Origin of the sequence: Acinetobacter sp. UC24323 (genome assembly GCF_024151445.1) — a bacterium.
GTDB lineage: Bacteria > Pseudomonadota > Gammaproteobacteria > Pseudomonadales > Moraxellaceae > Acinetobacter > Acinetobacter baumannii.
Map to the genome: position 1 here is coordinate 26279 of NZ_JAHIBY010000005.1, position 23733 is coordinate 50011.

23 protein-coding genes are annotated in these 23733 nt (G+C 40.1%); 2 read left to right on the top strand and 21 right to left on the bottom strand.

What is annotated here, in order from left to right; genetic code table 11:
- Window positions 1–3: 3 nt before the first annotated feature.
- The 18 genes from KNQ97_RS08250 to ftsB all read right to left on the bottom strand — a co-directional run bounded on the left by KNQ97_RS08250 (window position 4) and on the right by ftsB (window position 17662).
- Entirely contained in the window at window positions 4–417 is a 414-nt protein-coding gene (locus KNQ97_RS08250) for a DUF6691 family protein (RefSeq protein ID WP_000789128.1), read from the bottom strand.
- Between the two features lie 4 nt (window positions 418–421).
- Complete coding sequence (locus KNQ97_RS08255) at window positions 422–835, bottom strand: YeeE/YedE family protein (protein ID WP_000095338.1); 414 nt, start codon at window positions 833–835, stop codon at window positions 422–424.
- Between the two features lie 135 nt (window positions 836–970).
- Window positions 971–1438: a DUF6438 domain-containing protein gene (locus KNQ97_RS08260; RefSeq protein WP_001211835.1), complete on the bottom strand. Its 468-nt coding sequence runs from the start codon at window positions 1436–1438 to the stop codon at window positions 971–973.
- Window positions 1439–2068: 630 nt separating this feature from the next.
- A complete protein-coding gene (locus tag KNQ97_RS08265; RefSeq protein WP_253612066.1) occupies window positions 2069–4498 on the bottom strand; it encodes a glucose/quinate/shikimate family membrane-bound PQQ-dependent dehydrogenase in 2430 nt (809 codons plus the stop codon).
- A gap of 82 nt (window positions 4499–4580) precedes the next feature.
- The gene (locus KNQ97_RS08270; RefSeq protein ID WP_253612067.1) at window positions 4581–5900 is read right to left on the bottom strand and encodes a carbohydrate porin; all 1320 of its coding nucleotides are present in this window, start codon (window positions 5898–5900) and stop codon (window positions 4581–4583) included.
- A gap of 59 nt (window positions 5901–5959) precedes the next feature.
- Window positions 5960–7411 (bottom strand): nitrous oxide reductase family maturation protein NosD, encoded by a 1452-nt coding sequence (locus KNQ97_RS08275; RefSeq protein WP_253612068.1) that lies wholly within the window; start codon window positions 7409–7411, stop codon window positions 5960–5962.
- Between the two features lie 19 nt (window positions 7412–7430).
- On the bottom strand, window positions 7431–8258 hold the full coding sequence (gene aroD, locus KNQ97_RS08280; RefSeq protein WP_253612135.1) for a type I 3-dehydroquinate dehydratase: 828 nt from the start codon (window positions 8256–8258) through the stop codon (window positions 7431–7433).
- A gap of 68 nt (window positions 8259–8326) precedes the next feature.
- A complete protein-coding gene (gene pcaG, locus KNQ97_RS08285) occupies window positions 8327–8956 on the bottom strand; it encodes a protocatechuate 3,4-dioxygenase subunit alpha (RefSeq protein WP_001067206.1) in 630 nt (209 codons plus the stop codon).
- A gap of 14 nt (window positions 8957–8970) precedes the next feature.
- Complete coding sequence (gene pcaH, locus KNQ97_RS08290) at window positions 8971–9696, bottom strand: protocatechuate 3,4-dioxygenase subunit beta (protein ID WP_253612069.1); 726 nt, start codon at window positions 9694–9696, stop codon at window positions 8971–8973.
- Window positions 9697–9706: 10 nt separating this feature from the next.
- Window positions 9707–10120, bottom strand: coding sequence for a 4-carboxymuconolactone decarboxylase (gene pcaC, locus KNQ97_RS08295; RefSeq protein ID WP_000997505.1), 414 nt, complete (start codon window positions 10118–10120; stop codon window positions 9707–9709).
- Window positions 10121–10135: 15 nt separating this feature from the next.
- Entirely contained in the window at window positions 10136–11491 is a 1356-nt protein-coding gene (locus tag KNQ97_RS08300) for an MFS transporter (RefSeq protein WP_253612070.1), read from the bottom strand.
- Window positions 11492–11533: 42 nt separating this feature from the next.
- Window positions 11534–12319 carry a 3-oxoadipate enol-lactonase gene (gene pcaD, locus KNQ97_RS08305; RefSeq protein ID WP_031997780.1) on the bottom strand — a complete coding sequence of 262 codons (786 nt, stop codon included), beginning with the start codon at window positions 12317–12319 and terminating at the stop codon, window positions 11534–11536.
- Entirely contained in the window at window positions 12316–13671 is a 1356-nt protein-coding gene (locus KNQ97_RS08310; RefSeq protein ID WP_253612071.1) for a 3-carboxy-cis,cis-muconate cycloisomerase, read from the bottom strand. Before KNQ97_RS08310 ends, pcaD begins: the two co-directional genes overlap by 4 nt.
- A 2-nt stretch (window positions 13672–13673) precedes the next feature.
- Window positions 13674–14885: a 3-oxoadipyl-CoA thiolase gene (pcaF, locus tag KNQ97_RS08315; protein WP_005110616.1), complete on the bottom strand. Its 1212-nt coding sequence runs from the start codon at window positions 14883–14885 to the stop codon at window positions 13674–13676.
- Window positions 14886–14897: 12 nt separating this feature from the next.
- Entirely contained in the window at window positions 14898–15551 is a 654-nt protein-coding gene (locus KNQ97_RS08320; protein ID WP_253612072.1) for a 3-oxoacid CoA-transferase subunit B, read from the bottom strand.
- 18 nt (window positions 15552–15569) lie between these two features.
- Entirely contained in the window at window positions 15570–16241 is a 672-nt protein-coding gene (locus KNQ97_RS08325) for a 3-oxoacid CoA-transferase subunit A (protein ID WP_253612073.1), read from the bottom strand.
- 349 nt (window positions 16242–16590) lie between these two features.
- Window positions 16591–17307, bottom strand: coding sequence for a 2-C-methyl-D-erythritol 4-phosphate cytidylyltransferase (ispD, locus tag KNQ97_RS08330; RefSeq protein ID WP_001216216.1), 717 nt, complete (start codon window positions 17305–17307; stop codon window positions 16591–16593).
- On the bottom strand, window positions 17273–17662 hold the full coding sequence (gene ftsB, locus KNQ97_RS08335; RefSeq protein WP_253612074.1) for a cell division protein FtsB: 390 nt from the start codon (window positions 17660–17662) through the stop codon (window positions 17273–17275). Before ftsB ends, ispD begins: the two co-directional genes overlap by 35 nt.
- A gap of 626 nt (window positions 17663–18288) precedes the next feature.
- Here ftsB and KNQ97_RS08340 point away from each other — a divergent pair.
- Window positions 18289–18966, top strand: a complete 678-nt coding sequence (locus KNQ97_RS08340; RefSeq protein ID WP_000366082.1) for a DUF421 domain-containing protein — start codon at window positions 18289–18291, stop codon at window positions 18964–18966.
- A 95-nt stretch (window positions 18967–19061) separates the two neighbouring features.
- Here the strand turns inward: KNQ97_RS08340 and eno are convergent, their stop codons facing one another.
- The 3 genes from eno to KNQ97_RS08355 are packed head-to-tail and all read right to left on the bottom strand — an operon-like array spanning window position 19062 to window position 22923.
- Window positions 19062–20351: a phosphopyruvate hydratase gene (gene eno / locus KNQ97_RS08345; RefSeq protein ID WP_000078452.1), complete on the bottom strand. Its 1290-nt coding sequence runs from the start codon at window positions 20349–20351 to the stop codon at window positions 19062–19064.
- A gap of 45 nt (window positions 20352–20396) precedes the next feature.
- Window positions 20397–21254 (bottom strand): 3-deoxy-8-phosphooctulonate synthase, encoded by an 858-nt coding sequence (gene kdsA, locus KNQ97_RS08350; RefSeq protein ID WP_000080538.1) that lies wholly within the window; start codon window positions 21252–21254, stop codon window positions 20397–20399.
- A gap of 31 nt (window positions 21255–21285) precedes the next feature.
- Window positions 21286–22923 carry a CTP synthase gene (locus KNQ97_RS08355; protein WP_000148658.1) on the bottom strand — a complete coding sequence of 546 codons (1638 nt, stop codon included), beginning with the start codon at window positions 22921–22923 and terminating at the stop codon, window positions 21286–21288.
- Window positions 22924–23146: 223 nt separating this feature from the next.
- Here KNQ97_RS08355 and KNQ97_RS08360 point away from each other — a divergent pair, with 223 nt between their 5' ends.
- Entirely contained in the window at window positions 23147–23635 is a 489-nt protein-coding gene (locus tag KNQ97_RS08360; RefSeq protein ID WP_001284535.1) for a hypothetical protein, read from the top strand.
- Window positions 23636–23733: the final 98 nt, after the last annotated feature.

The following is a 23733-nucleotide window of genomic DNA, read 5'->3' on the forward strand; positions in this document are numbered from 1 at the left end:
GCTTTAATTTCCTTTATTTAAAATTCGGTAAATAAACATTCCTACTAACATCGCGACAATAAAATAAAGTGCTTCAAAATGCCCTAATCCAATAAGAGTTAAAGCGGGCGCTGGACATATACCTGCTATTCCCCAGCCTATACCGAAAATAAAAGCGCCTACAATTAACCTTTGGTCAATCTGTGTATTTGTTGGTAATTGAATTTGTTCATTAAAAATCGTTTTTGGTTTTTTAATGGCCCTTTGAAACGGAATAAATGCCACAGCAATAGCACCTAGCATCACAAACATTAAGCTAATATCCCATTGCCCAAAAATATCTAGAAACCCTAAAACCTTTGCAGGGTTAGACATACCAGAAATCATTAACCCCAATGAAAACAAACCACCAAATATAAAAGCAAAGATATTTTTCATAAGATTACCCCAACACATGGCGAATAATATAAACAGTCAGCATGCCAGCAAACATAAAAATTGCGGTCGCTATTATTGAGCGTTTTGATAGCCTGCTCATACCACAAATACCATGCCCACTTGTACAGCCTGATCCAAGTCGAGTACCAAAACCAACAAGTAACCCTGCTAGAATAAGTACAAATGAATTGGCTTTAATTTCGATTTCAGGCTGATAGAAATAACCATATATGAAAGGTGTAATCACGAGTCCTGCAATGAACCAGAATGCAGAACTTTTAAATATATCTCTAGATGGGCTAATGAATTGAGCAAGTAAACCACTAATTCCAGCTATACGACCATTTATATATAAATACCCAACTGTTGCGATACCGAGTAATAAACCACCCACAAAGGCATAGACAATACTTGACATATAAGCACTCTTAACAATATATGTTTTTATAATCTGTATTATACGCTGATTCTTTTAGAAATACTTAATATAAAACTTTTAAGTTTATAATTCTTCTTAACAAGAAAAAGCCCCAAGATTTTGGGGCTTTTATCATTAAATTAGATCTTTAATGCCTAATTGTTCAGGTAATTTTTCCATAACTTTATTTAATCTATTATTTGCTGGAGAGATACAACCTGTGTAATGGCTTAATTTTGTTTCTGTGCCATTGGGTTGAATCCAGGTGATGTAATAGCTAGGCATATCGGTCGCAGTTTGCTGACAACCTGCAGTTTTAGATTGAGTTCCTGTTTGCGGACGATAAGTTTTTAATTCATCAGCAAGTTTTTGATAATCTTTTACGCTACCTTGAATTTCTTTAACGCCAATTGCTTTTGTATATTGCTTACCTTCAAAACGAATTAAACCTGTAGGTGTTACTTCTACTGAGTAAATTGGGCATGCGCCGAAACATGGACTAGAAGCATAACGAATGGTTTCTTGTGTATTAGGTGCTTGTTGAACAGAAGCACAACCCATTAAAGCCAAACCGGATAAAGTTGCAAGAACTAAAAATCTCATTACATCACCTATTATTATCAAGTGACATTAATCTAACAAATCATATCCAAATTGTCATTAAAGACTCATTTTTCATAGTTTTATTTACTATTACTTAGGCTATTTCTAGTTATCAAGAAAATTAAAATATAAAGCACATAAAAAAAGGCCCATCGTTAGATGAGCCTTAAGCCAATTAAAGCTTAAATTCCTGAAATACAAATTATTACTGGGTAGTAATAACCTGCGCCGACCATTCTATCTTAATGCAATACATTATTTAAATATAATATAAGTATATATTTACGCTCGTTTTTCCAACAAAAAAAACCTGTTTTTTAGAGTTAAAAACTCAATAATGTTTATTTTTAATTAAAATTCACAACTTTAAGTTAAACAAAACTTAATAAATTTTGAAATTTTATTTATAGGTAAAACATTATAAAAAAATGCTTAATAGTTCGGCTATATCTAGTGTTCAGGATAAATCAATTATAGGAATATTTTAAGTTTAGCAATAACTTCAAGCACTTTTTTACTATTTGGTAAAGCTATCTCACTAAAATTACAGAATTTACGCAAACACCCTAATAGAAAAAAGATATTAAAAAAATAAGGGCAAAAGAAAATTTAACCTTTTGCCCTCTTTCATTATTTCTCTAAACTATATGCGATCACATAATCACCATGGTCCGGAGACTGTCGTGCACCACCCGCGGTAACCACTACATATTGTTTACCTGTTTTAGGTGAAACATAGCTGATTGGTGTACCTTGACTACCTACTGGCATACGTGACTTCCACAGCTCTTTACCTGTAGATGAATCAAAAGCACGCAAGTAATAATCTTGAGTTGCAGCAAAGAAAACTAAACCACCTTGAGTTGCCATTGGCCCACCAATAGTTGGCATACCAATCGGTGCTTTCAAGCCCATCTTAATACCAAGTGGTCCAGTGTCCTCAACTGTACCAAGTGGTACTTGCCATGCAATCTGACGAGTTTTCATGTCAATTGCTGTCATGGTACCAAACGGTGGTTTTTGACAAGGAATACTTAAAGCGGACATAAAGCGGTTTTTATTCACTTTATATGGTGTACCTTTCATTGGTACAGCACCCATACCTGTATTTACTTTTTCGCCACCACTCGCCTGAATCTTAATGTCTTCAGGTGTTTGTTTAATGAGTTGAACCCATAAACCAAGACGCATATCATTTACGAACATGTAACGATGTGTCGGGTCAAAAGCAATACTACCCCAGTTCATGCCACCTAAAGAACCAGGGAAGCTTAATGAGACATCAGTACCCGGTGCAGTAAATAAACCTTCGTAACGCATTGACTTAAAGTTAATACGGCACATGAGCTGATCAAACGGCGTTGCACCCCACATATCTGACTCGGTTAAAGTCTGATTACCGATTTGAGGCATTTCAACAGAACGCGGTTGAGTTAAGTTATATTGCTCACCCGGAATATTTGCCGCTTTCACTGGTTGTTCAATCACTTTAGTCAGTGGTTTACCAGTTACGCGGTCAAGGACAAAGAATTGACCTGATTTGGTTCCAATCACAACAGCTGGCTTAGTCGTACCATCTTTTAATGGAAAGTCGACTAGACTTGGTTGCATTGGTAAGTCAAAGTCCCATAAGTCATTATGAACAGTTTGATATACCCACTTTTCTTTACCCGTTGTCGCATCAAGTGCCAAAACAGAAGTATTGTATTTGTGATCTAACGGATTACGGTTACCCCCCCAAATGTCGACAGATGAACTACCCATCGGTAGGAACACTGTATTCATTTGTGGATCATATGACATTGCAGCCCAAGAGTTTGCCGAACTACGTTTATAAGTTTCACCCGGTTTAAGAACATAGTTAGGATCTGGATTACGCGGGTCAAATGCCCAGCGAAGTTTACCCGTAATCACGTCATAACCACGTATTACACCACCCGGCATATCTGCTGCCACGTTGTCGGCAATACGGCTACCCACCACAATAGTTGTTCCGGCAATAGTCGGTGCAGAAGTCACTTCAAAACGTGGAGCCTTAGTCCCACCGCCTAAGCCTTCGAGTAGATCAACCGTTCCATTTACACCAAAGTCCGCACAGCGCTGACCATTATCTGCATTGACTGCAATTAAACGGCCATCTGGCGTATTGGTATATACACGGCGTGGACAGGCTGTGTTGCTGGCAACAGTATTGACCGGAGTTGCACCAGCTAAAGTTGGTTGCACCAGTGGTTTAGTTGAATCGAAGTATGCAACACCACGGCAGCGTTCCCAAGCATCGGCTTTTGAGTTCACCTCAGCTTTCCATATCTGTTTGCCCGAGTCGGCATCTATTGCAAAAATGTTGTTATGTGGCGTACATAAAAAGACTTTATTTCCAACTTGTAGTGGCGTCATTTGGTCTTCGGCACCATTACCGCTACCCGTTGTAAAATCACCTGTTCTAAAGCGCCATGCTTCTTTTAGTTTATGAACGTTATCTCGGTTAATTTGATCGAGAGCAACAAAGCGGCTACCGCCTGCATCATTACCATAATTTTCCCAATTCACCTGTTTTTTTGCAGGGTCAACTGGCACTAAAGGTAGTTTTTCACCTGAACTTGCGACCGTTGGATGCGGTTGGAACATTTGATAGAGCGCAATCAACATACCCACAACAACTAAGCCACCTACTGCATAGGCTGAAGATGCCAAACTAGTTTGAAATTGGTAGCGTCGAATTGAAGGTAAGGTAAATAACAACGCAGCAAAAAGACCAGCAGGAAACATTAACCGCGAGAATAACGGCCAAAATTCCCATCCAGCATCAATGAGTGACCAAATTACGGTACCAACAAAAACAGCCCCAAAAATCCAGACGCCCAGCGCTTTTTTTCGGAAAATACTAATTGCTGAAATGGTTATAAACAGTCCTGAGATAAGGAAATACCAAGAACCACCGAGAGATACTAGCTTTCCACCGCCCACGATATAAAAAATACCAGTAGCCAATAAAGCTAAACCTAAAATAAAACACCATATTTTGAATAAGATATGAAACTTAGAATCTGACTCAGACATAGATCCTACTCCACATATACTGAACCCGAATAGTTCAAGCATTTGGGCCAGTTAAACTATGTCTAACCAGCCATCAATATTATTAAAAATTAACTTTTACACTCAGGCCTGCCACCCAAGCATCATCGACTTCTTTCACACCAGCAGGTTGATGGATATATTGAATGTTTGGACGTAACATGACGGCCGGAGACCATTGATAGGTATAGTTCAACTCGACATTTAACTCGTCGTCTTGAATTGGAATATAGTCAGATGCAATCGAATCATAGCTATAGTATCCGCGGCTTTCGTTTGTCGAGATCTGTTTATCTTTAGCACGGTCATTGACTACATAATTGGCAATACCAAAACCAATCGAATCATTTGGACGGCTATCAAACGGTCCCTTATACCAAAGAGCAAGTTGTTGTGTACTTTGAACAAAAGTCGTTGCTTTATCATTTACAACGCCGTTAAAACTGACATATAAACCGCGTTTCGGATCTTGGCCGGCATGGCTAAGTTGTTGCTGTGCATTAATCCAGAAGCTTTGTTTTCCGTCATGCACTTTACCCGCAGTTTTAATATCATTTGCTTCTGCGGTTGAGTACAGCGCACCTACTTTATATTCACCCGGTAAACCATTAAAAGCAGCAAGTTTTGGTTTCCATGCAAGTTCAACTGGTATGGTAGCGCCCTTCACGTTGTTCATATCTAGATTAAAACCATCACTGTTTGATTCGGTTTTAATATTGTCTGGATTGACCTCATACACACCAATGCCTAAAGTCCACTCAGGTGCAAACTGATATTTAACGTTTGTCGCCCAAACACCGACTGGTGAGTTATACCAAATTGAACCAATTGATTTTCCTAACTGCCCACCGCAAAGCAATAAGTTCTGAAACTCACATTGAGAACTATTAAAGTCCTCTGACATTCCCATACGACCAAATTTGACCTGTACAGTATTATCAACAAAGCCCTTCTTCACCCATGCTTGGGATAAACGCCAAATTTTCCCGCGACCATAAATTTCTTGAGCATTGCCCAATTGGCTAGAACGTGGGTCTTTAATACGCTCAAGAGTTAATGCATTGCCGTCACGTTTAGTCACGACTAGGCTCGCTGTTGTATCTTTCCAACCAGCAATTTTTTCTAAATCTAGGTTTGCACCTAAAGAAAGTTGTGCGGCATTTTCAAAAGTATTGCTGTCGTTATAACCACCATCTAAATTGGTGGCGCTTTGGCTCATAATAGAAGCAGTAAATTTATAGCCCTGTTGCTCTAATTGCTGGCGTTTTCCATTCCAATCACCAAGCAACCATTGACGGTCTTGTGACCACGGCTCATTTGCAAGTGCAAATTGGCTGCCCAATACAGCAATTGTTAGCACACTCAATTTCATTACATTTGGCATTTCAAGTCCCTTTTGTCTTTTCTGAAATGCGCCCCTGTTTTGAGGCGCTTTATTTTTTGTTATTTAACTTGCACAAACCCGAGTTCAGATGTAGCACCAAAGCGATCAGTCACATTTGCTGTAATTGAGGCAACTTTGACTGTTGGTTTCCAATTGGCTTTTGCTTTACCTTCGGTATCTGTAGCTACTGTTATTGTTCCTAAATATTGCTCAGCTTCTTTTGATACAGTATTTTGGTTGCCAAAAAACTCAACTTGATAGCGTTGATTTGGTAAGCCATTAACTTCTACTGTAACTGAACCTTTATTCGCTGTTAACTTAGGAGCTTTAATACCCTGATTCGGCTGAGCATTACAGTCCTGTTGATTTGGCTGAGTACATGTTTTTTGTTGTTTAGATGGGTCGACAACCACACCACCACCACGAGAACCTACAAATCCTGCATGCTCAAGTGCAGGAACTCCAAATACAATTGCCCCTAAACGCTGATCTGGTACACATGAACCACCCGCTTCACAACGTTTAATATCTTTACCATTGTCCCAAATCAGGTTTTTAGTCAATGTAATTCTTGCATTTGCATCTTTTTCAGAGCGAATGGCTACACCAATACGGTTACCATGTACTTTATTGCTATCAAGAATGTTGCCATCACCCGTCATATTGAAACCAATCGAGTTATTGGTCATTTCGTTGTAGGCGATATAGTTACGTTTGCCCCAGTTAATCTGTAAACCATCTGAATAGTTTTCGAATTTATTACCAACTACGGCATTGTCATTACCCCACAAAATTTCAATACCTTGTGATGGTTCAGGATTTGCTTTTGTTGAAACAAAATGGTTATTCGCAATTAAGTTAAATGCTGCACCACGTGTCAGTTCTAAGCCATCACCATTGTCTTGGAAAATGTTATCTAAGACTTTGTTGTTATTAGTCGTGGTTGCAGTTGGGTTACCTTTACCATCATCACCCGTCAACATAACACCAGCACCGCCGTAGTTATTACTAATACGGTTATGTTGAATCAGGTTATTGCTTGAACGGTTAATCAATACCCCAATACAGAAGCGATGAATGTCCAAACCTTTTAAAGTGACATTGTTGACGTCACGTAATACCAACCCTGGTAAAGTCATAGTACGTACATTGGTGCCGTACTGTTCAGGGTTTGCACCTGGACAAGCTTTTGCACCTTCGCCTTTAATATAGTTTGAACCATCAATTGCGATGTATTCGCCAGTTTTATCCCACTGAGTACCAATGATTTTGACAGGTGCTTTAATCTCAGGAAGTGCACTATTTAATTTAATCGCATAAGGCGCTTTGCCTACTGCTTGAATCAAAATTTCGCTAGCTTCGCTTGGGTTTGCATTGGCTTGTTCAATTGCCCAGCGTAAAGAGCCTTTATTGCTATCATCTTGATAACGGTCAACCACATAAGTTTGGGCCGCAGCTATGCCTGAAACCATCAAACCTAATGCAAGAGTAGTTAAACGTAATGTATTCATTTCATCATATCCTTATGATTTATGGGTTTGTTGGTTGAACTGTTTGTAAAATCTGTTTGAGCTTAGTCACATCAATTTGACCCGGTGCAGAAGCCTGACCAATCATGCCAAAGCTATAACTTCCGCCCATATTGGCAGTCGCAACACGAGAAATCGTACCTAATTGCCCCATCGACATTGTCAATAATGGTTTAGTGGTTTGCTGGCTTACCTTTAAAGTTGCGTTCATTAAAGTGAAAACATCTTGTTTAGATTTTGGCATTACGGCAATTTTGAGAATATCTGCGCCCATTTGATCTTGTTTTAACAAGCGTTTTTCAATTTCATCTTGGCTTGGTGTTTTTTGGAAGTCGTGATTAGACATGACAATCAGCACTTTCTTTTGATGTGCTTTTTGAACAATTTCTGAAACTACTTTTTGATCACGGAACATTTCAACATCTAACCAGTCCATGAACGGATTTTTTAAATAAGCCTGATAATTCTTACCATAATCAGCATCACTAATTTCAAGCTGACCACCTTCATTTTTGGTACGAATAGTGGCAATCATTGGCTTATTGCCTAAAATCTTTTTCAGCTCATGACCTAAGGCAATGACTTGTTTTGTATCGCTGGCAAAGCTTAATAAATCGATACGGAACTCTGCTAAATCAGCATCTGCTGTATTTGCAATGACTTGAGCTTGTGCCAAAGCTTGTTCTTTGTTTGTTGCAGTAATCGGAACAATCGTTTTAACGGCTGTAGCGGCAGGTTGTGTCTGAGCAGCTAAAGCAACAGGTTCAGCATTTACCTGTGCAGTAAAAAATGGGAGTGCAAGCAAACTTAGGCTTAATAATGTTTTCATGTTCATATGTTCATCCTTAAAAAGGCTACACGCATCCTTGAATAATCAGGTGTAGCCTTAGGTGTTTCTTAAATATCAAAAAATACAGTTTCGTCATCGCCTTGAATACGAATATCAAAGCGGTAAACAACTTCACCATTTTCTTCAAAACGTTTTGCAATAAGTGTTTGGCGACGTGGTGCCCATTCAATGCTATTTAGAATCGGATCGTTGGCATTTGCCTCTGCTTCATCTTCAAAATAAACTCGTGTATGAAGACCCAAGTTAATACCGCGAGCGAAAATGACTAATGCAATATGAGGTGCTTGAGTTGAACCTTTACGGCCTGCTGTCGCGCCCGGCTTAATTGTATTAAAGCTCCAAACACCCGTTTCAAAGTCTGCACCTGTACGGCCCCAACCCTGAAATGCCGGGTCAGCTTTTTGCTCACGCGTATCTGCCTGACTTGGATAAATACCGTTCGCATCAGCCTGCCAAATCTCAATGAGTACATCACGTAGCGGTAAACCTAATCCGTCAAACACTTGACCTTCAAGACGAATACGCTCACCTTTTGTCTGGTCTTGAACCAACTGGTTATTAAAGTTATTTTCAAAAACTTCAATACCGGCCTGTTGTGGCAATAAACCAATGTGAACGTAAGGACCACCTGTTTGAGATGGAGTTTCTTTTAATTCCTGAAAATTCCAGTTGTTCATGCTCGTGCTCCCGATTAAGTCAAATCATTTTCGAAGTAAGTCGCTCGACGTCCACGTAAAGTGATGTCAAAACGGTAACAACGGCTATCTGCTTCGATAAAGTTGTTTTTATCTTCTAGTGCAATCAAGGCACGACGTTGATCTTCAGAAGGAATCGTTTTTAAGATCGGACAAGTATCAATGAGCGTATCGCCTTCAAAATAAAACTGCGAAATCAGACGCTGAGCCCAACCATCAGCAATTAAAGAGAAATGAATATGTGCAGGACGCCATTCATTAATACGGTTACGCCATGGGTACGGACCCGGTTTAATGGTACGGAAAATATAAAAACCGTTTTCATCAGTTAAGGTACGACCACAACCACCAAAGTTAGGGTCCATTGCACCAATAAACTTATCGTTTGGATGACGGTAACGACCAGAAGCGTTGGCCTGCCATACTTCTAGAAGTGCATTTTTTACAGGACGACCAAATTGGTCATGAACATAGCCATGAACAATGACACGCTCCCCAATTGGCAAACCATCTTTGGCATAGTTCAAAATCAAATCGTTATCTTTTGGGCCAAACAGGTTTGAAGAAAAATGCGGCGCAGTGACTTCAGTTAAAGTCTCATTAATTGAGATCAATGCATTTTTTGGCGAACGTAATACACTTGTTTTATAACCTGGCGTATACGCTGGTGGATGATCATCTGTATTACGTTGGGCGTAAGCACCCCAGCTATGTTGTGACATCTTTATCTCCTTAATCCTGTTCTTTCGCTGCAATTGGGTTTACTTCTATCCCCAACTCTTTAAAGACTTCTTCAGCCATGTGCATTGCAGCGTTTGCAGCAGGTAAACCCGCATAGAGTGAACTGTGTAAGATCAGCTCTTTTAAATCTTCTTTAGTTACACCGTTGTTGAAACAAGCACGTAAATGCATGCGTAGTTCATCTTCGCGGCCCAGTGCCAATAAAATTGCGATAGTCACTAAACTACGGGTATGACGTGGTAAGCCTGGGCGAGACCACACTTCGCCCCATGCATAACGGCTAATAAAATTTTGGAAATCCTGGTTAAAGTCATTTAGGTTCTGCAAAGACCGACCAACATGTTTTTCACCCAAAACTTCAGTCCGCACCTCAATGCCTTGTTTATAGCGTTGTTCATCATTCATTGTGATAGACCTCTATTAAGTTGCATCGGTATGCGCAACAATTGATTTAATAAATACCGCAACAGCAGCAGCGGTCGCTGGAATGAGTAATAAACTAAGAATGGCGGTAAACGACCAATCATTACCGAGTAACACAGCTCCAATCCACGCACCAAATACAGCACCAAAACGCCCAATACCCGTCATCCAAGACACGCCTGTTGCACGGCACTGAGTTGGATAGAAGCGTGCACTTAACGCCGGCATCGAAGATTGCGCACCATTAATGGCGATACCCGCACAAAGCACCAATACTGCAAGTAAGGTTGAGTTGCCTAAGCTTTGACCGACAGCAATTGCAAATAGACCTGCGGCAAAGTAGAAAATGGCGATGACTCGGTTCGGGTTGAATTTGTCCATTGCCCAACCAATAAACAATGCGCTCACTACACCGCCGAACTGGAACAAACCGCCAATAAATGCAGCACGCTCCATCGAAGCACCTGTTTCACGCATAAGTGTTGGTAACCAACTTGTTAGCAAGTAAACAACCACGAGTCCCATGAAGTAAGTCACCCAAAGCAAAACCGTACCTTTGGCATATGGCTTAGAAAACATAATTCCAAAGACATTTTTCTTTTGAACAACTTCTGTTTTCTCTTCAGGCACATGAAATGCTGTCGCATTTTGAATCTGTGCTGGTGCAATATGATTTAAGATTTTGCGTACTTTTTCTGGATTCTTACCTTTCACAATTAAAAAGCGGTAAGACTCAGGTAACACCAAAATCACTAAAATCATTAAAATTAAAGGTGACCAGCCGCCGAGCAAAAATAAACTATGCCAACCGTAGGTCGGGATAAGCCAACTGCTAATAAAACCACCTGTAGCCATACCCAAGTTGTAGCCACAGAACATACATGTCACGAGTAACGAGCGAATGCGGGTTGGACAGTACTCAGAAAATAAAGTGGTCGCATTCGGCATAGCTGCGCCGAGCCCAATACCTGTCAAAAACCGTAAAACGACAAGGTTATCCAAGTTGGTTGCATAAGCAGATGCCAAGGTGAACCCACCAAATACAAGCATCGAAAAGGCTAAAACAATTTTGCGGCCAAAGCGGTCAGCTGTCGGGCCAGAAACTAAAGCTCCAATAATCATTCCACCAAGTGCGGCACTCATCACCGGCCCTAACTGAGAACGGTCAACGCCCCAGTCCTGAGCCAATGCTGGAGCGATAAAACCCATTGCAGCTGTATCGATACCATCAGTAAAAATAATTAAGAAACAGATGATTGCGATCATCCATTGATATTTACTAAGTGGAGCATCATTAATCAGTGCTTGAGCATCGATGGTTTTGCTTGGTGTAGCGTAATCCTGAGACGCCATATTTGCCTCCTTAAGGCCAATTCCTTTTAAATTACTAAGCGATTAGATTTGCTGAATAAATCTAGTCAATTCCTGAGTAAATCTTTGTGGTTGCTCAATATTAGAAAGATGAGATGCTTCGAGTTTTGCAAGCTGACTGTTATTAATCGCCTTCTGCATAAATTCGGCATCTGCTACTGTCGTTACCGGATCTTCTGTTCCTGCAATCAGTAGCGTTGGAATTTGGATTTGTGCAATTTCATCTCTCAAATCGGCATACGCTAAAGCGCGACATGCATTGGCATAACCTTGTGCTGGCGTGTTTGCGAGACTTTGAATCGTTGTCTGTGCAACCACATTATGCTGATAGTCAAATTTTTCACTGAACCAGCGGGTATGGGTAGTTTTAACTAGCTCGGCTAAACCATTTTTTTCTACCGATTCAGCACGACTTAACCAAGCCTCGGTTTGACCAATTTTGGCTGCTGAGTTTGCAACTGTAATGCTATTAAAACGATTTGGATGATGAATACCCAACCACAGCCCTGTAATTCCGCCCATTGAAATGCCGCAAAAATGAGCTTTTTCAATATTCAAGGCATCTAAAATATCAACAACATCTTCAGCTAAGTTTTGCAATGTGGTGTCACTAATTACATCACTTTCACCATGACCACGTGTGTCGTATGTAATGACATTAAAATGACTTTTTAATTCATTCAGCTGAGATTGCCACATACCATGGTCTGTTCCTAATGAATTAGAAAACACAAGTACAGGAGCATCTTTTAGACAATCTGTATAAACTGCTAACTGTTTTCCTTGACGATTGCTAATAGTCTGTTTCACTTTGACTCTCCTTGTGCTTCTTTCAAAACCGCATCAATCTGTTGCTGAATATTGCCTAAATAGTTTTCTGGTTTGAAAATATTCCTTATCTCTTCTTGGCTAAACTGCCCTTTTACTTCATCTAGTTGGCTAACAACATCAAACAAATGCTGGTTTTGTGCTACTGCTGTTTTACATGCAGCTTCAACCAAATGATGAGCATTTAAACGTCCAATCTTGGGTGCAAGTGCCATCATCACCGCTTCTGCCATAATTAACCCGTTGGTACACTCAAGGTTCTGTTGCATATGCTCAGCATTAACTTCAAAACCTTGTAGAACTTCACCAGTACGAGTTAATGCTCCAGCACAAAGCTGAAAGATTTCTGGAACTGCTAACCATTCTGCATGCCACGAACCTAAGCTACGTTCATGTTCCTGTACCATGCTTTGATAAATGCTAGACATCAGTGCTGGTACACGATTCGCCGCGGCCAATACGGATGCTGCCGCAACTGGATTACGCTTATGAGGCATGGTCGATGAACCACCACGACCCTTTGCGGTTGGCTCAAACAACTCTGCAATTTCAGTTTGCATCATGAGTGACCAATCCCGTGCCATCTTGCCCGTATTCCCGACAATCATGCCAAGCACACTTGCAATTTCTACAATACGGTCACGCTCACCATGCCATGTACTTGTTGGTACTGTCAGATTCAGTTGCTCCGCAAATGCACTGACCACAAGCGAACCTTGGTCTTGCAATGAAGCCAACGAACCCACAGCACCGCCTAACTGAGCAGTGAGCACACGTGATTTCATAGCTTGTATACGATCTAAATCACGTTTAAATGCAGAAGCCCAACGAGCAAGCTTATGCCCTAAAGTAATAGGTAAAGCTTGCTGTAACCATGTACGCCCAATCATGACTTGATGGCGATATTGTTTAGCTTGTTGTAATGCTGTGGTGTAGCACTGTTGAAGTTGACCTTCCACAATATTCAACGCATCACGGCATTGCAAAATACAAGCTGTGTCTAAAATATCCTGACTGGTTGCTCCCCAATGCACATAACGCGAAGCATCTTCATCAGTATCTTTAACAATTGCCGTAAGCTGTTTTACAAATGGAATTGCGATATTCCCAGCTAAGCCAGTTGCTACCGCCAAAGCCGAAAAGTCAAACTTTTCTAACGCCTGTTCAGCTACTTGGGCAATGGTATTTGCTGCATTTTGAGGAATCACGCCAACTTGTGCCTGCGCTTGGGCTAACGCAACTTCAACCTGAATCATGTAGGTGATTAAAGATGAGTCACTAAAGATGTCAGTGACCTCCTCTTGGTAAAACAAGCTGGCATATAACTGGCTCATGATTAGACTCTCTCAATAATCAATGCGATACCTTGACCTACCCCAATACACATTGAACACAAGGCATAACGGCCACCTGTTTGTTCAAGCTGGTTTAAAGCTGTCGTCACAAGACGTGCACCTGATGCACCAAGTGGATGACCTAATGCAATGGCACCACCGTTTGGGTTTACCTTGTCAGAGTTGTCTGGTAAGCCTAAATCACGGGTCACTGCCAAAGCCTGTGCAGCAAAGGCTTCATTGAGCTCAATTACATCCATTTGCTCTAAAGTCAGGTTGGCTTGTTTAAGTAATTTTTTAATCGCTGGAGCCGGAGCAAAACCCATAATGCGTGGTTCTACACCCACCGCTGTTGAGGCAATGATCTTGGCACGCGGTTTTAAGTTGTAAGCCTGAACTGCATCATCAGAAGCTATCAGCAGAGCCGCTGCACCATCATTAATGCCTGAAGCATTCCCCGCAGTAACTGTGCCATCTGCTTTAACCACAGGTTTAAGTTTGCTTAAACCTTCAAGGGTGGTTGATGCACGAGGATGTTCATCGGTATCAATCACAACAGCATCACCCTTACGTTGAGGGATTTCAACTGCCACGATTTCTTTAGAAAAAAAGCCTTTGGCTTGCGCGCTTGCGGTGCGTTGTTGGCTCACCAAGGCAAACTGGTCCTGATCTGCACGATTGACGTTGAACTGTTCAGCGACGTTTTCGGCAGTCTGGGGCATGGTGTCTACACCATACAATTCTTTAAGTTTAGGGTTAATGAAACGCCAGCCCATAGTGGTGTCTTCAATCTTCTGGCTACGGCCAAAGGCACTGTCAGACTTACCCATCACATAAGGTGCACGGCTCATGCTTTCCACACCACCTGCAATCACTAGATTCGCTTCACCTGCTTTAATGGCACGGGCAGCAATAGCAATGGCATCGAGTGATGAACCACACAAACGGTTAATGGTGGTTGCTGGAACCTGATACGGTAACCCAGCAAGCAGTGCTGACATACGGCCGACATTACGGTTATCTTCACCGGCTTGATTGGCACAGCCATAGATCACATCATCGACCTGTTCCCAATCTACACTTGGGTTACGCTGCATGAGCGCTTTAATCGGCACAGCGCCAAGGTCATCGGCACGGACGGGTGCAAGGCCACCGGCGTAACGGCCAAATGGAGTACGGATGGCATCGATGATATAAGCGTTTTTTAATGTCATTTCCCTACTTCCTTACCCTTGAGTCGCATCAATCAAAGTTGCACCGGTTAAAGCCTGTAACTCATCAAAGCTAAGACCTTCAACTTTCTCAATCACCTTTAAACCAGCTTTGGTCACATCAATCACACACAGGTCAGTGTAAATACGGTCAACACAGTGTTTACCCGTTACCGGATAGGTCAGCTCAGCCACAATCTTCGGCTCACCTTGTTTAGTCACATGGTCTGTAGTGATAAATACTTTCTTGGCACCAACCGCCAAATCCATCGCACCACCAACAGCAGGAATCGCATCCGGCGCACCCGTGTGCCAGTTCGCCAAGTCACCATTCGCTGCCACCTGAAATGCCCCAAGCACCGCAATATCAAGGTGACCACCACGCATCATGGCAAATGAATCGCCATGGTGGAAAAAGCTGCCGCCTTCAAGCATAGTCACAAACTCTTTACCCGCATTAATCAGTTCAGGGTCTTCTTCACCTGCCGCTGGTGGCGGGCCAAAAGCCAACAGGCCATTTTCAGAATGAAGGAAAATATCTTTATCGTTAGGTAAGTAGCTGGCAATTTTAGTCGGTAAGCCAATGCCCAAGTTCACATAGGCGCCATCTGGAATATCTTGTGCCACACGTTGTGCAATCTGGTCACGGCTGAGTTTCTGGTAGCTCATGTTATTTCTCCTTATTGCTTACTGTGCTGGCGTTACTTGTACAACATGCTGTACAAAGATACCTGGGGTAATGATGTGTTCCGGGTCTAATCCACCCAGTTCAACCACTTCAGAAACCTGAGCAATGGTGACATCAGCAGCCATGGCCATGATCGGGCCAAAGTTACGTGCAGATTTACGGTAAACCAGATTGCCCCAGCGGTCGCCCTTATAGGCTTTAATCAGGGCAAAGTCAGCCTTAATTGGATACTCAAGCACATAGTCTTTACCATCAATATGACGGGTTTCTTTGCCTTCAGCTAAAAGTGTTCCAAAGCCTGTTGGGGTAAACACCGCCCCAAGACCCATACCTGCTGCCTGAATACGGCACGCCAGATTGCCTTGCGGTACCAGTTCAAGTTCAACCTTTCCGGCACGGTACAGTTCATCAAACACATAAGAGTCCGACTGACGTGGGAAAGAGCAAATCACTTTTTTAATTGAACCGGCTTTGAGCAGTTTAGCCAGACCATAATCCCCATTACCGGCATTGTTGCTCACAATGGTCAGGTCCTTAACACCTAGTTCAATCAGACCATCAATGAGTTCAGCGGGTTGTCCTGCGGTACCGAAACCACCAATCAGAATGGTTGCACCATCTTTAATCTGCGATAAAACCTCGCTTAGTGAGGACTTACTTTTGTCAATCATTAGACAACTCCATTGTGCTCATTGAAGAAGAGAGAGGTAAGAGATTTAGGCACACTGAGGCGAGAAGAATAGATAAATATTTCACTCAATCCCGAGTGTTTCCCTTAGATTTCCCTTTTAAACATTTTTGATAATTTTCAGATTTTGATCTAGTCAGCTATATATAGTTTTGTTCGATTTAGGATTTTTTTGTTCGACTATCGAACATTATCTAAGTAAATTACTTATTCAATCTTACAAATACAAGTTGTAAAAAAATACTAATTATTTTGGATAGATATGTAGAAACACCATATTCACTTAGGCTATTTTATAAGTAAAAATTACCATCTATCCTGTATATAAAATCTTAATTTTGTGATTGTAAAATCAAGCGAGCAAGTTCTAAATCATCAGGGTAAGTAATTTTTATATTATCAGAACGCCCCATGACCACCTGTACACTCTCTCCTATAGATTCAAGTGCACTCGCCTCATCTGTAATAATCAAATTATTTTTTAGCGCTGTTTCTATTGCTTTTTTAAGAATTCCAATTTTAGCAATTTGAGGAGTTTGAGCTTGCCACAACAGCTCTCGACTCACAGTTTTATCAATTTGCTGTTCCTGATTTACTTGTTTTAGCGTATCGCGTACCGGAATTGCCAAAATAGCACTCTGATTAGTCTCAATTGCATTTTTAACAAGAGTATTCAAACATTCAAAAGTCACACAAGGCCTTGCTGCATCATGTACTAATACCCAATCATCCTCATCCGCAATCTGTGATAGATAATTCAGCGCATTTAATACCGAGTGCACACGTTCAACACCACCATTACAAAAATGCGCTTTATGCTTATCTTGAAAAGATAAAGTTGAGGCAAAAGTATCTTGTTTTCCAATTGCCAAAACATAACCCGTAAGCGGAAGCTGACTTAAACGCTTAACCGTATGTTCTATAACAGTAGCATCTTGAATATATTGGTATTGCTTTAATTCAGTTTTGGAAAACCGACTTCCTGAACCAGCGGCAGGGATAACTGCCCATAATTTAGTCTGGGATGTCTGGTGATGGAGGTGTCTCATTAGTTTCCAAATCTACTTTAGCGTTCGGGTCAATATAAATAGGTTTGTAATGGGTACTAATTGTACTCATTTGAACAAATGTCTCATGTGGCTTAACCAAACCTAGATCTAGGCGAGCATGCTCTTCTATCGCCTCCGTACCATTCTTTAGGTCGAAAACTTCAGCTGCCAAAATACGGTTTCGCTCTTTAAGCTCGTCATTTACTTCGGCTTGTTGTTGAATCTGCTGCATAAGCGCTTGATGAGGAAAATAACCACCCTCACCTAACCAAAACTGATATTGCAATATAACCACTAAAACAATAACCAGTAGCAATATAAGTTTGCTTGAAGTGGAACGAAATACTTCTAACATAGCATTAAGAGCTTTAATTAAAAACTTTGATTAAGTTTTTGTATTGTATGACAATTTACAAGCAGCATGCAAAATTCCTGCAAAGTTCCTGCAAAACGATGAATGATCATATTACTTTAAATTGACCATTGTGACATGTTTCATTTTGTCAAAATTCAACTCAATTGGAAAGGAAAATAATGTTTATGAACACAACTGCTTATAAATCAATCTATGCATATAAAAATACTTCTAATTAACAAAAAAAGCATCTCAGTAAATATAAAAAAGCTTCCTGAAAGATATAAAGAAATAGATTCTCTGAACATAAAGACTATCTTCTTACCACCAATGACCAAAGTTTAAATATTGTATTACTTACAATGCTTGATTCCGGCCGTAGTTTTATTCAAGATGATAAATTAATAAAACAGAATTTTTTTAAAATTTAATAGCTGTATCGTCATTTTTTTCAAGCTCGGCCCTTCTATTCTATATATGAGATTTATATCTTTTAATTTCATATAACAATACACATATATCAATTTCTTAACCAATAACCACTTAAAAAGTATATTTTTTTTAATTTTATTCTGATATGAATTTTAAATGTATTTTTTATACATATTTAAACAAGTGAGAAAAAGATGGATCTTTCTAATATTCTTATAGGTGACACAACGTGGTCCTTTGTTTTAGAAATTTTGGTCCGTTGTACCATCATGTTTATCATTATCATTAGTTTTCTAAGGCTATCTGGTAAACGTGGTATTCGGCAACTCTCCTTATTTGAGCTTGCCATTATTTTATGTTTAGGTTCTGCTGCTGGCGATCCTATGTTTACTAAAGATTTACCGATTGCCCATGCATTGATAGCTTTTATCGCTATTCTTTCTCTATATCGCCTGGTCACTTGGGGTATGGTAAAACATAAAAAAATTGAAGATTTATTGGAAGGAAAAGCGCTCTGTGTCGTTAAAGAAGGCCTTTTAGTCTACAAAGATTTCCAAAAACAGACTTATTCTCATGATGAGTTTTTTTCGGAAATGCGCCAACAAAACGTTGAACATTTAGGCCAAGTCAGAACAGCCCTGCTTGAATCGGATGGTATTCTGAGCTTGCTTTATTATGAAGATGAAGATGTCAAATGGGGACTTCCCTTATTCCCTGATGCTTATCGTAAAGCAGAAGTTCTTAAAATTAATACTTTTTATTCCTGTATGAAATGTGGCGAAACTAAAATTTTAAATAAGCTAGACCAAGAATGCTCTCGTTGTCATCACCACAGTTGGGCTGAATCTTTAAAAACCCGGCGCTTAGGGTAAATAAAAAGTGCTATTTCTAACACTTAGAAATAGCACTTATATTTAGATATTAATTTTTCATCAATATTTAAATATATAAAGCTTTATTCAAAAGATTAGTTTAAACCTTTGAATTCAGCTTTACCGCGGTAAACCGCTTTAGTTAACTCTTCAATACGAAGCAATTGGTTATATTTAGAAACACGGTCAGAACGGCAAAGTGAACCAGTCTTAATTTGACCTGCTGCTGTACCTACTGCTAAATCAGCAATAGTTGAATCTTCTGTTTCACCAGAACGGTGAGAAATAACAGTAGTGTAACCATTTGCTTTAGCAAGGTAGATTGCATCTAAAGTTTCAGTCAATGTACCAATCTGGTTATATTTGATCAAAATTGAGTTACCAACTTTTTCATCAATACCACGTTGTAAAATCTTAGGATTAGTTACGAATAAATCGTCACCAACCAATTGGATTTTATCACCAAGAATTGAAGTTAAGTAACTCCAGCCTTCCCAGTCAGACTCATCCAAACCATCTTCAATAGAGATAATTGGATACTGCTTAACAAGACCAGCTAAGTAATCAGCAAATTGATTGCTTGTAAAAGACTTGTTGCCTTCACCTTCAAGAATATATTGACCATTCTTGTAGAATTCTGAAGATGCACAGTCAAGTGCAAGCATAATATCTGAACCAGCTTTATAACCAGTTTGCTCAATTGCTTGAAGAATTACTGTAATCGCTTCTTCATTTGAACGAAGGTTAGGCGCAAAACCACCTTCATCACCTACAGCTGTGTTCAAACCTTGTTTCTTAAGAACTGATTTCAAAGAATGGAATACTTCTGCACCAGCACGTAATGCTTCAGCGAATGAAGTGAAACCAACTGGCTCAATCATGAACTCTTGAATATCAACAGTGTTATCTGCGTGAGCACCACCGTTCAAAATGTTCATCATTGGTACAGGCATAGTCAAAGTAGTTTGACCACGTAAGTTAGCAATGTATTGGAACAATGGAAGTTTTTGTTCAGCTGCTGCTGCGTGAGCTGCTGCTAAAGATACCGCCAAAGTTGCATTAGCACCTAATTTAGATTTGTTTTCAGTGCCATCAAAAGCAATCATTTTTTCATCAAGCGCTTTTTGTTCAAAAACACTTTGACCAACAAGCAATTCATGAATTGAGCTATTTACATTCTGAACAGCAGTACGAACGCCTTTACCTAAGTAACGAGATTTGTCGCCGTCACGAAGTTCTAAAGCTTCACGAGAACCAGTTGAAGCACCAGATGGTGCACATGCACGACCAACCACCCCAGATTCTAAGATGACGTCTGCTTCGATGGTTGGGTTACCACGAGAGTCCAAAATTTCACGTGCACGAATGTCAACGATTTGGCTCATGAACAATTCCTCAGTTGAATGAATAACGCGATGCAAATTCCTGCATCAATGAGTATCTAACTTTTTGAATCCTTTAACTAAAGTATCCAATTCTTTTAGTTGTGCCAAGAATGGCTCAAGCTGTGACAAGCGCAATGCAGATGGTCCATCACATTTCGCTTTATCTGGATCTGGATGAGACTCTAGGAATAATCCCGCTAAACCTGTTGCCATACCTGCGCGCGCTAAAGTTGTAATTTGAGCACGGCGACCACCAGCTGAATCTGAACGACCACCTGGAGTTTGTAAAGCATGAGTCACGTCAAAGAATACAGGTACATTCATTTCTTTCATGATGTCAAAGCCAAGCATGTCTACAACTAAATTGTTATAGCCAAATGCTGAGCCACGCTCACAAAGAATAAGTTTGTCATTTCCCGCTTCTAAACATTTATGCAAAATATGGCGCATTTCATGAGGAGCCAAGAACTGTGCTTTTTTAATGTTGATAATAGCTTGGGTTTTCGCCATTGCTTCAACAAGATCAGTTTGACGGCTTAAGAAAGCAGGAAGCTGGATAATATCAGCGACTTCGGCAACTGGCGCTGCCTGATATGGTTCGTGAACGTCGGTAATAATGGGTACATTAAAATGTTTTTTAATGTCGCCTAACCATTCAATACCTTTTTCAAGTCCAGGACCACGGAATGAATGCAAACTAGAACGGTTTGCTTTATCAAAACTCGCCTTAAATACATAAGGAATATCTAGGCGTTTACAAATATCAATATAAGTTTCAGCAATTTCAAAAGCTAAATCTTTTGACTCGAGTACGTTCATTCCGCCAAATAGTACAAATGGCAAATGATTTGCCATTTGTATATCGCCTAAACGTACAACTTCTTGTGGTTTTAATTGTGACATTTAAACTTTCCCAGTTTATTTTTAAATCGCATTACTTACTTTTTTGATGCTGTGTTTTTGCAGCGTCAATAAAACTAGCAAACAATGGATGTCCATCACGTGGTGAACTTGTAAATTCCGGGTGGAATTGTACAGCAATAAACCAAGGATGTTCAGGAATTTCTACAGTTTCAACTAAATGTTGCGCTGAAGAATAACCAGAAATCTTCATGCCCGCTTGTTCAATCGCTTCAATGAAACGATTATTCATTTCATAACGGTGACGATGACGTTCGGTAATCTCAGCTTTTCCGTAAACTTCACGAGTTTTTGTGCCTTCAACCAATTCTGATTTTTGTGCACCTAAACGCATTGTTCCGCCTAAGTCAGACTCAAGGCTACGCTGTTGTAATTCACCGCGCTCATCTAACCATTCGGTAATTAAACCAATCAATGGATATTTTGTAGAACGGTTAAATTCTGTAGAAGAAGCTTCTGGCATACCTGCAACATGGCGAGCATATTCAATAACAGCCAACTGCATACCCAAACAGATTCCCAAGAAAGGAATACCATTTTCACGTGCGTATTGAATAGCTTTCATTTTGCCTTCAGTACCACGCTCACCAAAACCACCAGGAACTAAAATCGCATCAGCTGTTTTCAAAATAGAAACATCTTGACTTTCAAGCTCTTCAGCATTGACATAATCAATTTGTACTTTTACGCGATTTTTAATACCAGCATGTAACAATGCTTCGTTTACAGATTTATAAGCATCCGGTAATTCAACATACTTACCGACCATTGCTACACGTACTGTGTATTCCGGGTTAAGTAATGCTTCTACAACATTATCCCAATCAGTTAAGTCAGCTTCTGGTAAATCAGTAAAACCAAAACGTTCACAAATCAGGTCATCTACATTTTGCTCATAGAAGCCACGTGGAATTTGATAGATCGTTTTCGCATCTTTACACACGACAACCGCACGAGCTTCTACGTTCGTGAATAACGCGATCTTACGTTTAGTGTCAGCATCAACATCATACTCAGTACGACAGATAAGAATATCTGGCTGAATACCGATTGAAAGTAACTCTTTTACAGAGTGCTGAGTTGGTTTTGTTTTTAACTCCGCTGCTGACTTAATATATGGCAACAAAGTTAAATGCATAAGCATGGTACGTTTATGACCAAGCTCAACCATTAACTGACGAACCGACTCCATAAACGGTAAAGATTCGATATCACCTACGGTACCACCGATCTCTACGATAGCAACATCATAGCCTTCGCCCGCGCGGAGTACACGTTCTTTAATATTGTCGGTAATATGAGGAATAACCTGAACTGTACCACCTAAGTAATCACCACGACGCTCTTTATTTAAAACGTCTTGATATACACGACCACTAGTGAAGTTGTTTAGTTTGGTCATTTTCGCGCGACGTAAGAAACGTTCGTAATAACCCAGATCCAGATCTGTTTCTGCACCATCTTCGGTAACAAAAACTTCACCATGCTGGAATGGGCTCATTGTCCCTGGATCGACATTAATATAAGGATCCATTTTAACCATTGTGACTTTTAAGCCACGAGCTTCCAAAAGTGCAGCAACAGAAGCAGCAGAAATACCTTTACCTAGCGATGAAACCACACCACCAGTGACAAAAATAAAATGGGTCATTAAGTTTCTCGTACAATCAAGCCGAAATCGGCCTACAATGTTTGGCAATTTTACTGTACTCTGCCCCTATAAAGCAAAGTCAAACCGCATCAATTCAAAGAACAATAAACAACTGGTTATTCTATCAGCATTTTTAATAAAAAATTAGCTCAATCTGACATGATTTTTTCATAGCTATTTACTGTTATAATGCCAATTCCTCAATTAAATGTTGTTTAGGGCAATGGCAAATAAAAAACTTTTAATCTGTGCTGCAATTGCGGCTGGACTATTGTTAACCGCATGCGTTAAAAAAGAGACACCGAAAGAAGAAGAGCAAGACAAGGTTGAAACTGCTGTTTCAGAACCTCAACCACAGAAGCCTGCAAAATTTGAATCTTTAGAGAGTGTAGATACTCAAGAAGCTCAAGTTCAAGAGCAACCACAAGTTGAAGTTCATCGTGAAGAAACTGCTAACACGACAACTGAAATTCGCCGTGAAACTCGTCCTGCGCGTTCTGATGAATCTTCACAGACACAAGTTGCTGAACAACCTAAATCTGAGACACCAAAAGTAGAACCTAAACCAGAAAAAAAACCTGAGCCTAAAGCTGAACCTAAACCGGAAAAAGCTCAGTCAAAACCAGCTGCTAAGGCAACTGAACCTGCGAACACAGAAGATGATGCCGTTGCTGCTGCTATTGCTGCTGCAACACCAGCACTTAAGAACTAAGCTTCTGTTCAAGAATGCCCAAATTATTTTTTTAATTTGGGTATTTATATAAATAGTCATAATACAAATAAATTTAATTTTATTACTTTTTGTCTTTA

Bases quoted from the DNA above. Each gene is read 5' to 3' on its own strand.
- KNQ97_RS08250 (WP_000789128.1), bottom strand. From the start codon at position 417: ATGAAAAATATCTTTGCTTTTATATTTGGTGGTTTGTTTTCATTGGGG.
- KNQ97_RS08320 (WP_253612072.1), bottom strand. From the start codon at position 15,551: ATGAGCTACCAGAAACTCAGCCGTGACCAGATTGCACAACGTGTGGCA.
- KNQ97_RS08270 (WP_253612067.1), bottom strand. From the start codon at position 5,900: ATGCCAAATGTAATGAAATTGAGTGTGCTAACAATTGCTGTATTGGGC.
- kdsA (WP_000080538.1), bottom strand. From the start codon at position 21,254: ATGTCACAATTAAAACCACAAGAAGTTGTACGTTTAGGCGATATACAA.
- KNQ97_RS08360 (WP_001284535.1), top strand. From the start codon at position 23,147: ATGGCAAATAAAAAACTTTTAATCTGTGCTGCAATTGCGGCTGGACTA.
- KNQ97_RS08265 (WP_253612066.1), bottom strand. From the start codon at position 4,498: ATGTCTGAGTCAGATTCTAAGTTTCATATCTTATTCAAAATATGGTGT.
- ftsB (WP_253612074.1), bottom strand. From the start codon at position 17,662: ATGTTAGAAGTATTTCGTTCCACTTCAAGCAAACTTATATTGCTACTG.
- KNQ97_RS08325 (WP_253612073.1), bottom strand. From the start codon at position 16,241: ATGATTGACAAAAGTAAGTCCTCACTAAGCGAGGTTTTATCGCAGATT.
- aroD (WP_253612135.1), bottom strand. From the start codon at position 8,258: ATGAAAACATTATTAAGCCTAAGTTTGCTTGCACTCCCATTTTTTACT.
- KNQ97_RS08275 (WP_253612068.1), bottom strand. From the start codon at position 7,411: ATGAATACATTACGTTTAACTACTCTTGCATTAGGTTTGATGGTTTCA.
- KNQ97_RS08340 (WP_000366082.1), top strand. From the start codon at position 18,289: ATGGATCTTTCTAATATTCTTATAGGTGACACAACGTGGTCCTTTGTT.
- KNQ97_RS08260 (WP_001211835.1), bottom strand. From the start codon at position 1,438: ATGAGATTTTTAGTTCTTGCAACTTTATCCGGTTTGGCTTTAATGGGT.
- pcaF (WP_005110616.1), bottom strand. From the start codon at position 14,885: ATGACATTAAAAAACGCTTATATCATCGATGCCATCCGTACTCCATTT.
- KNQ97_RS08300 (WP_253612070.1), bottom strand. From the start codon at position 11,491: ATGGCGTCTCAGGATTACGCTACACCAAGCAAAACCATCGATGCTCAA.
- ispD (WP_001216216.1), bottom strand. From the start codon at position 17,307: ATGAGACACCTCCATCACCAGACATCCCAGACTAAATTATGGGCAGTT.
- pcaH (WP_253612069.1), bottom strand. From the start codon at position 9,696: ATGTCACAACATAGCTGGGGTGCTTACGCCCAACGTAATACAGATGAT.
- pcaG (WP_001067206.1), bottom strand. From the start codon at position 8,956: ATGAACAACTGGAATTTTCAGGAATTAAAAGAAACTCCATCTCAAACA.
- KNQ97_RS08255 (WP_000095338.1), bottom strand. From the start codon at position 835: ATGTCAAGTATTGTCTATGCCTTTGTGGGTGGTTTATTACTCGGTATC.
- KNQ97_RS08355 (WP_000148658.1), bottom strand. From the start codon at position 22,923: ATGACCCATTTTATTTTTGTCACTGGTGGTGTGGTTTCATCGCTAGGT.
- eno (WP_000078452.1), bottom strand. From the start codon at position 20,351: ATGAGCCAAATCGTTGACATTCGTGCACGTGAAATTTTGGACTCTCGT.
- pcaC (WP_000997505.1), bottom strand. From the start codon at position 10,120: ATGAATGATGAACAACGCTATAAACAAGGCATTGAGGTGCGGACTGAA.
- KNQ97_RS08310 (WP_253612071.1), bottom strand. From the start codon at position 13,671: ATGAGCCAGTTATATGCCAGCTTGTTTTACCAAGAGGAGGTCACTGAC.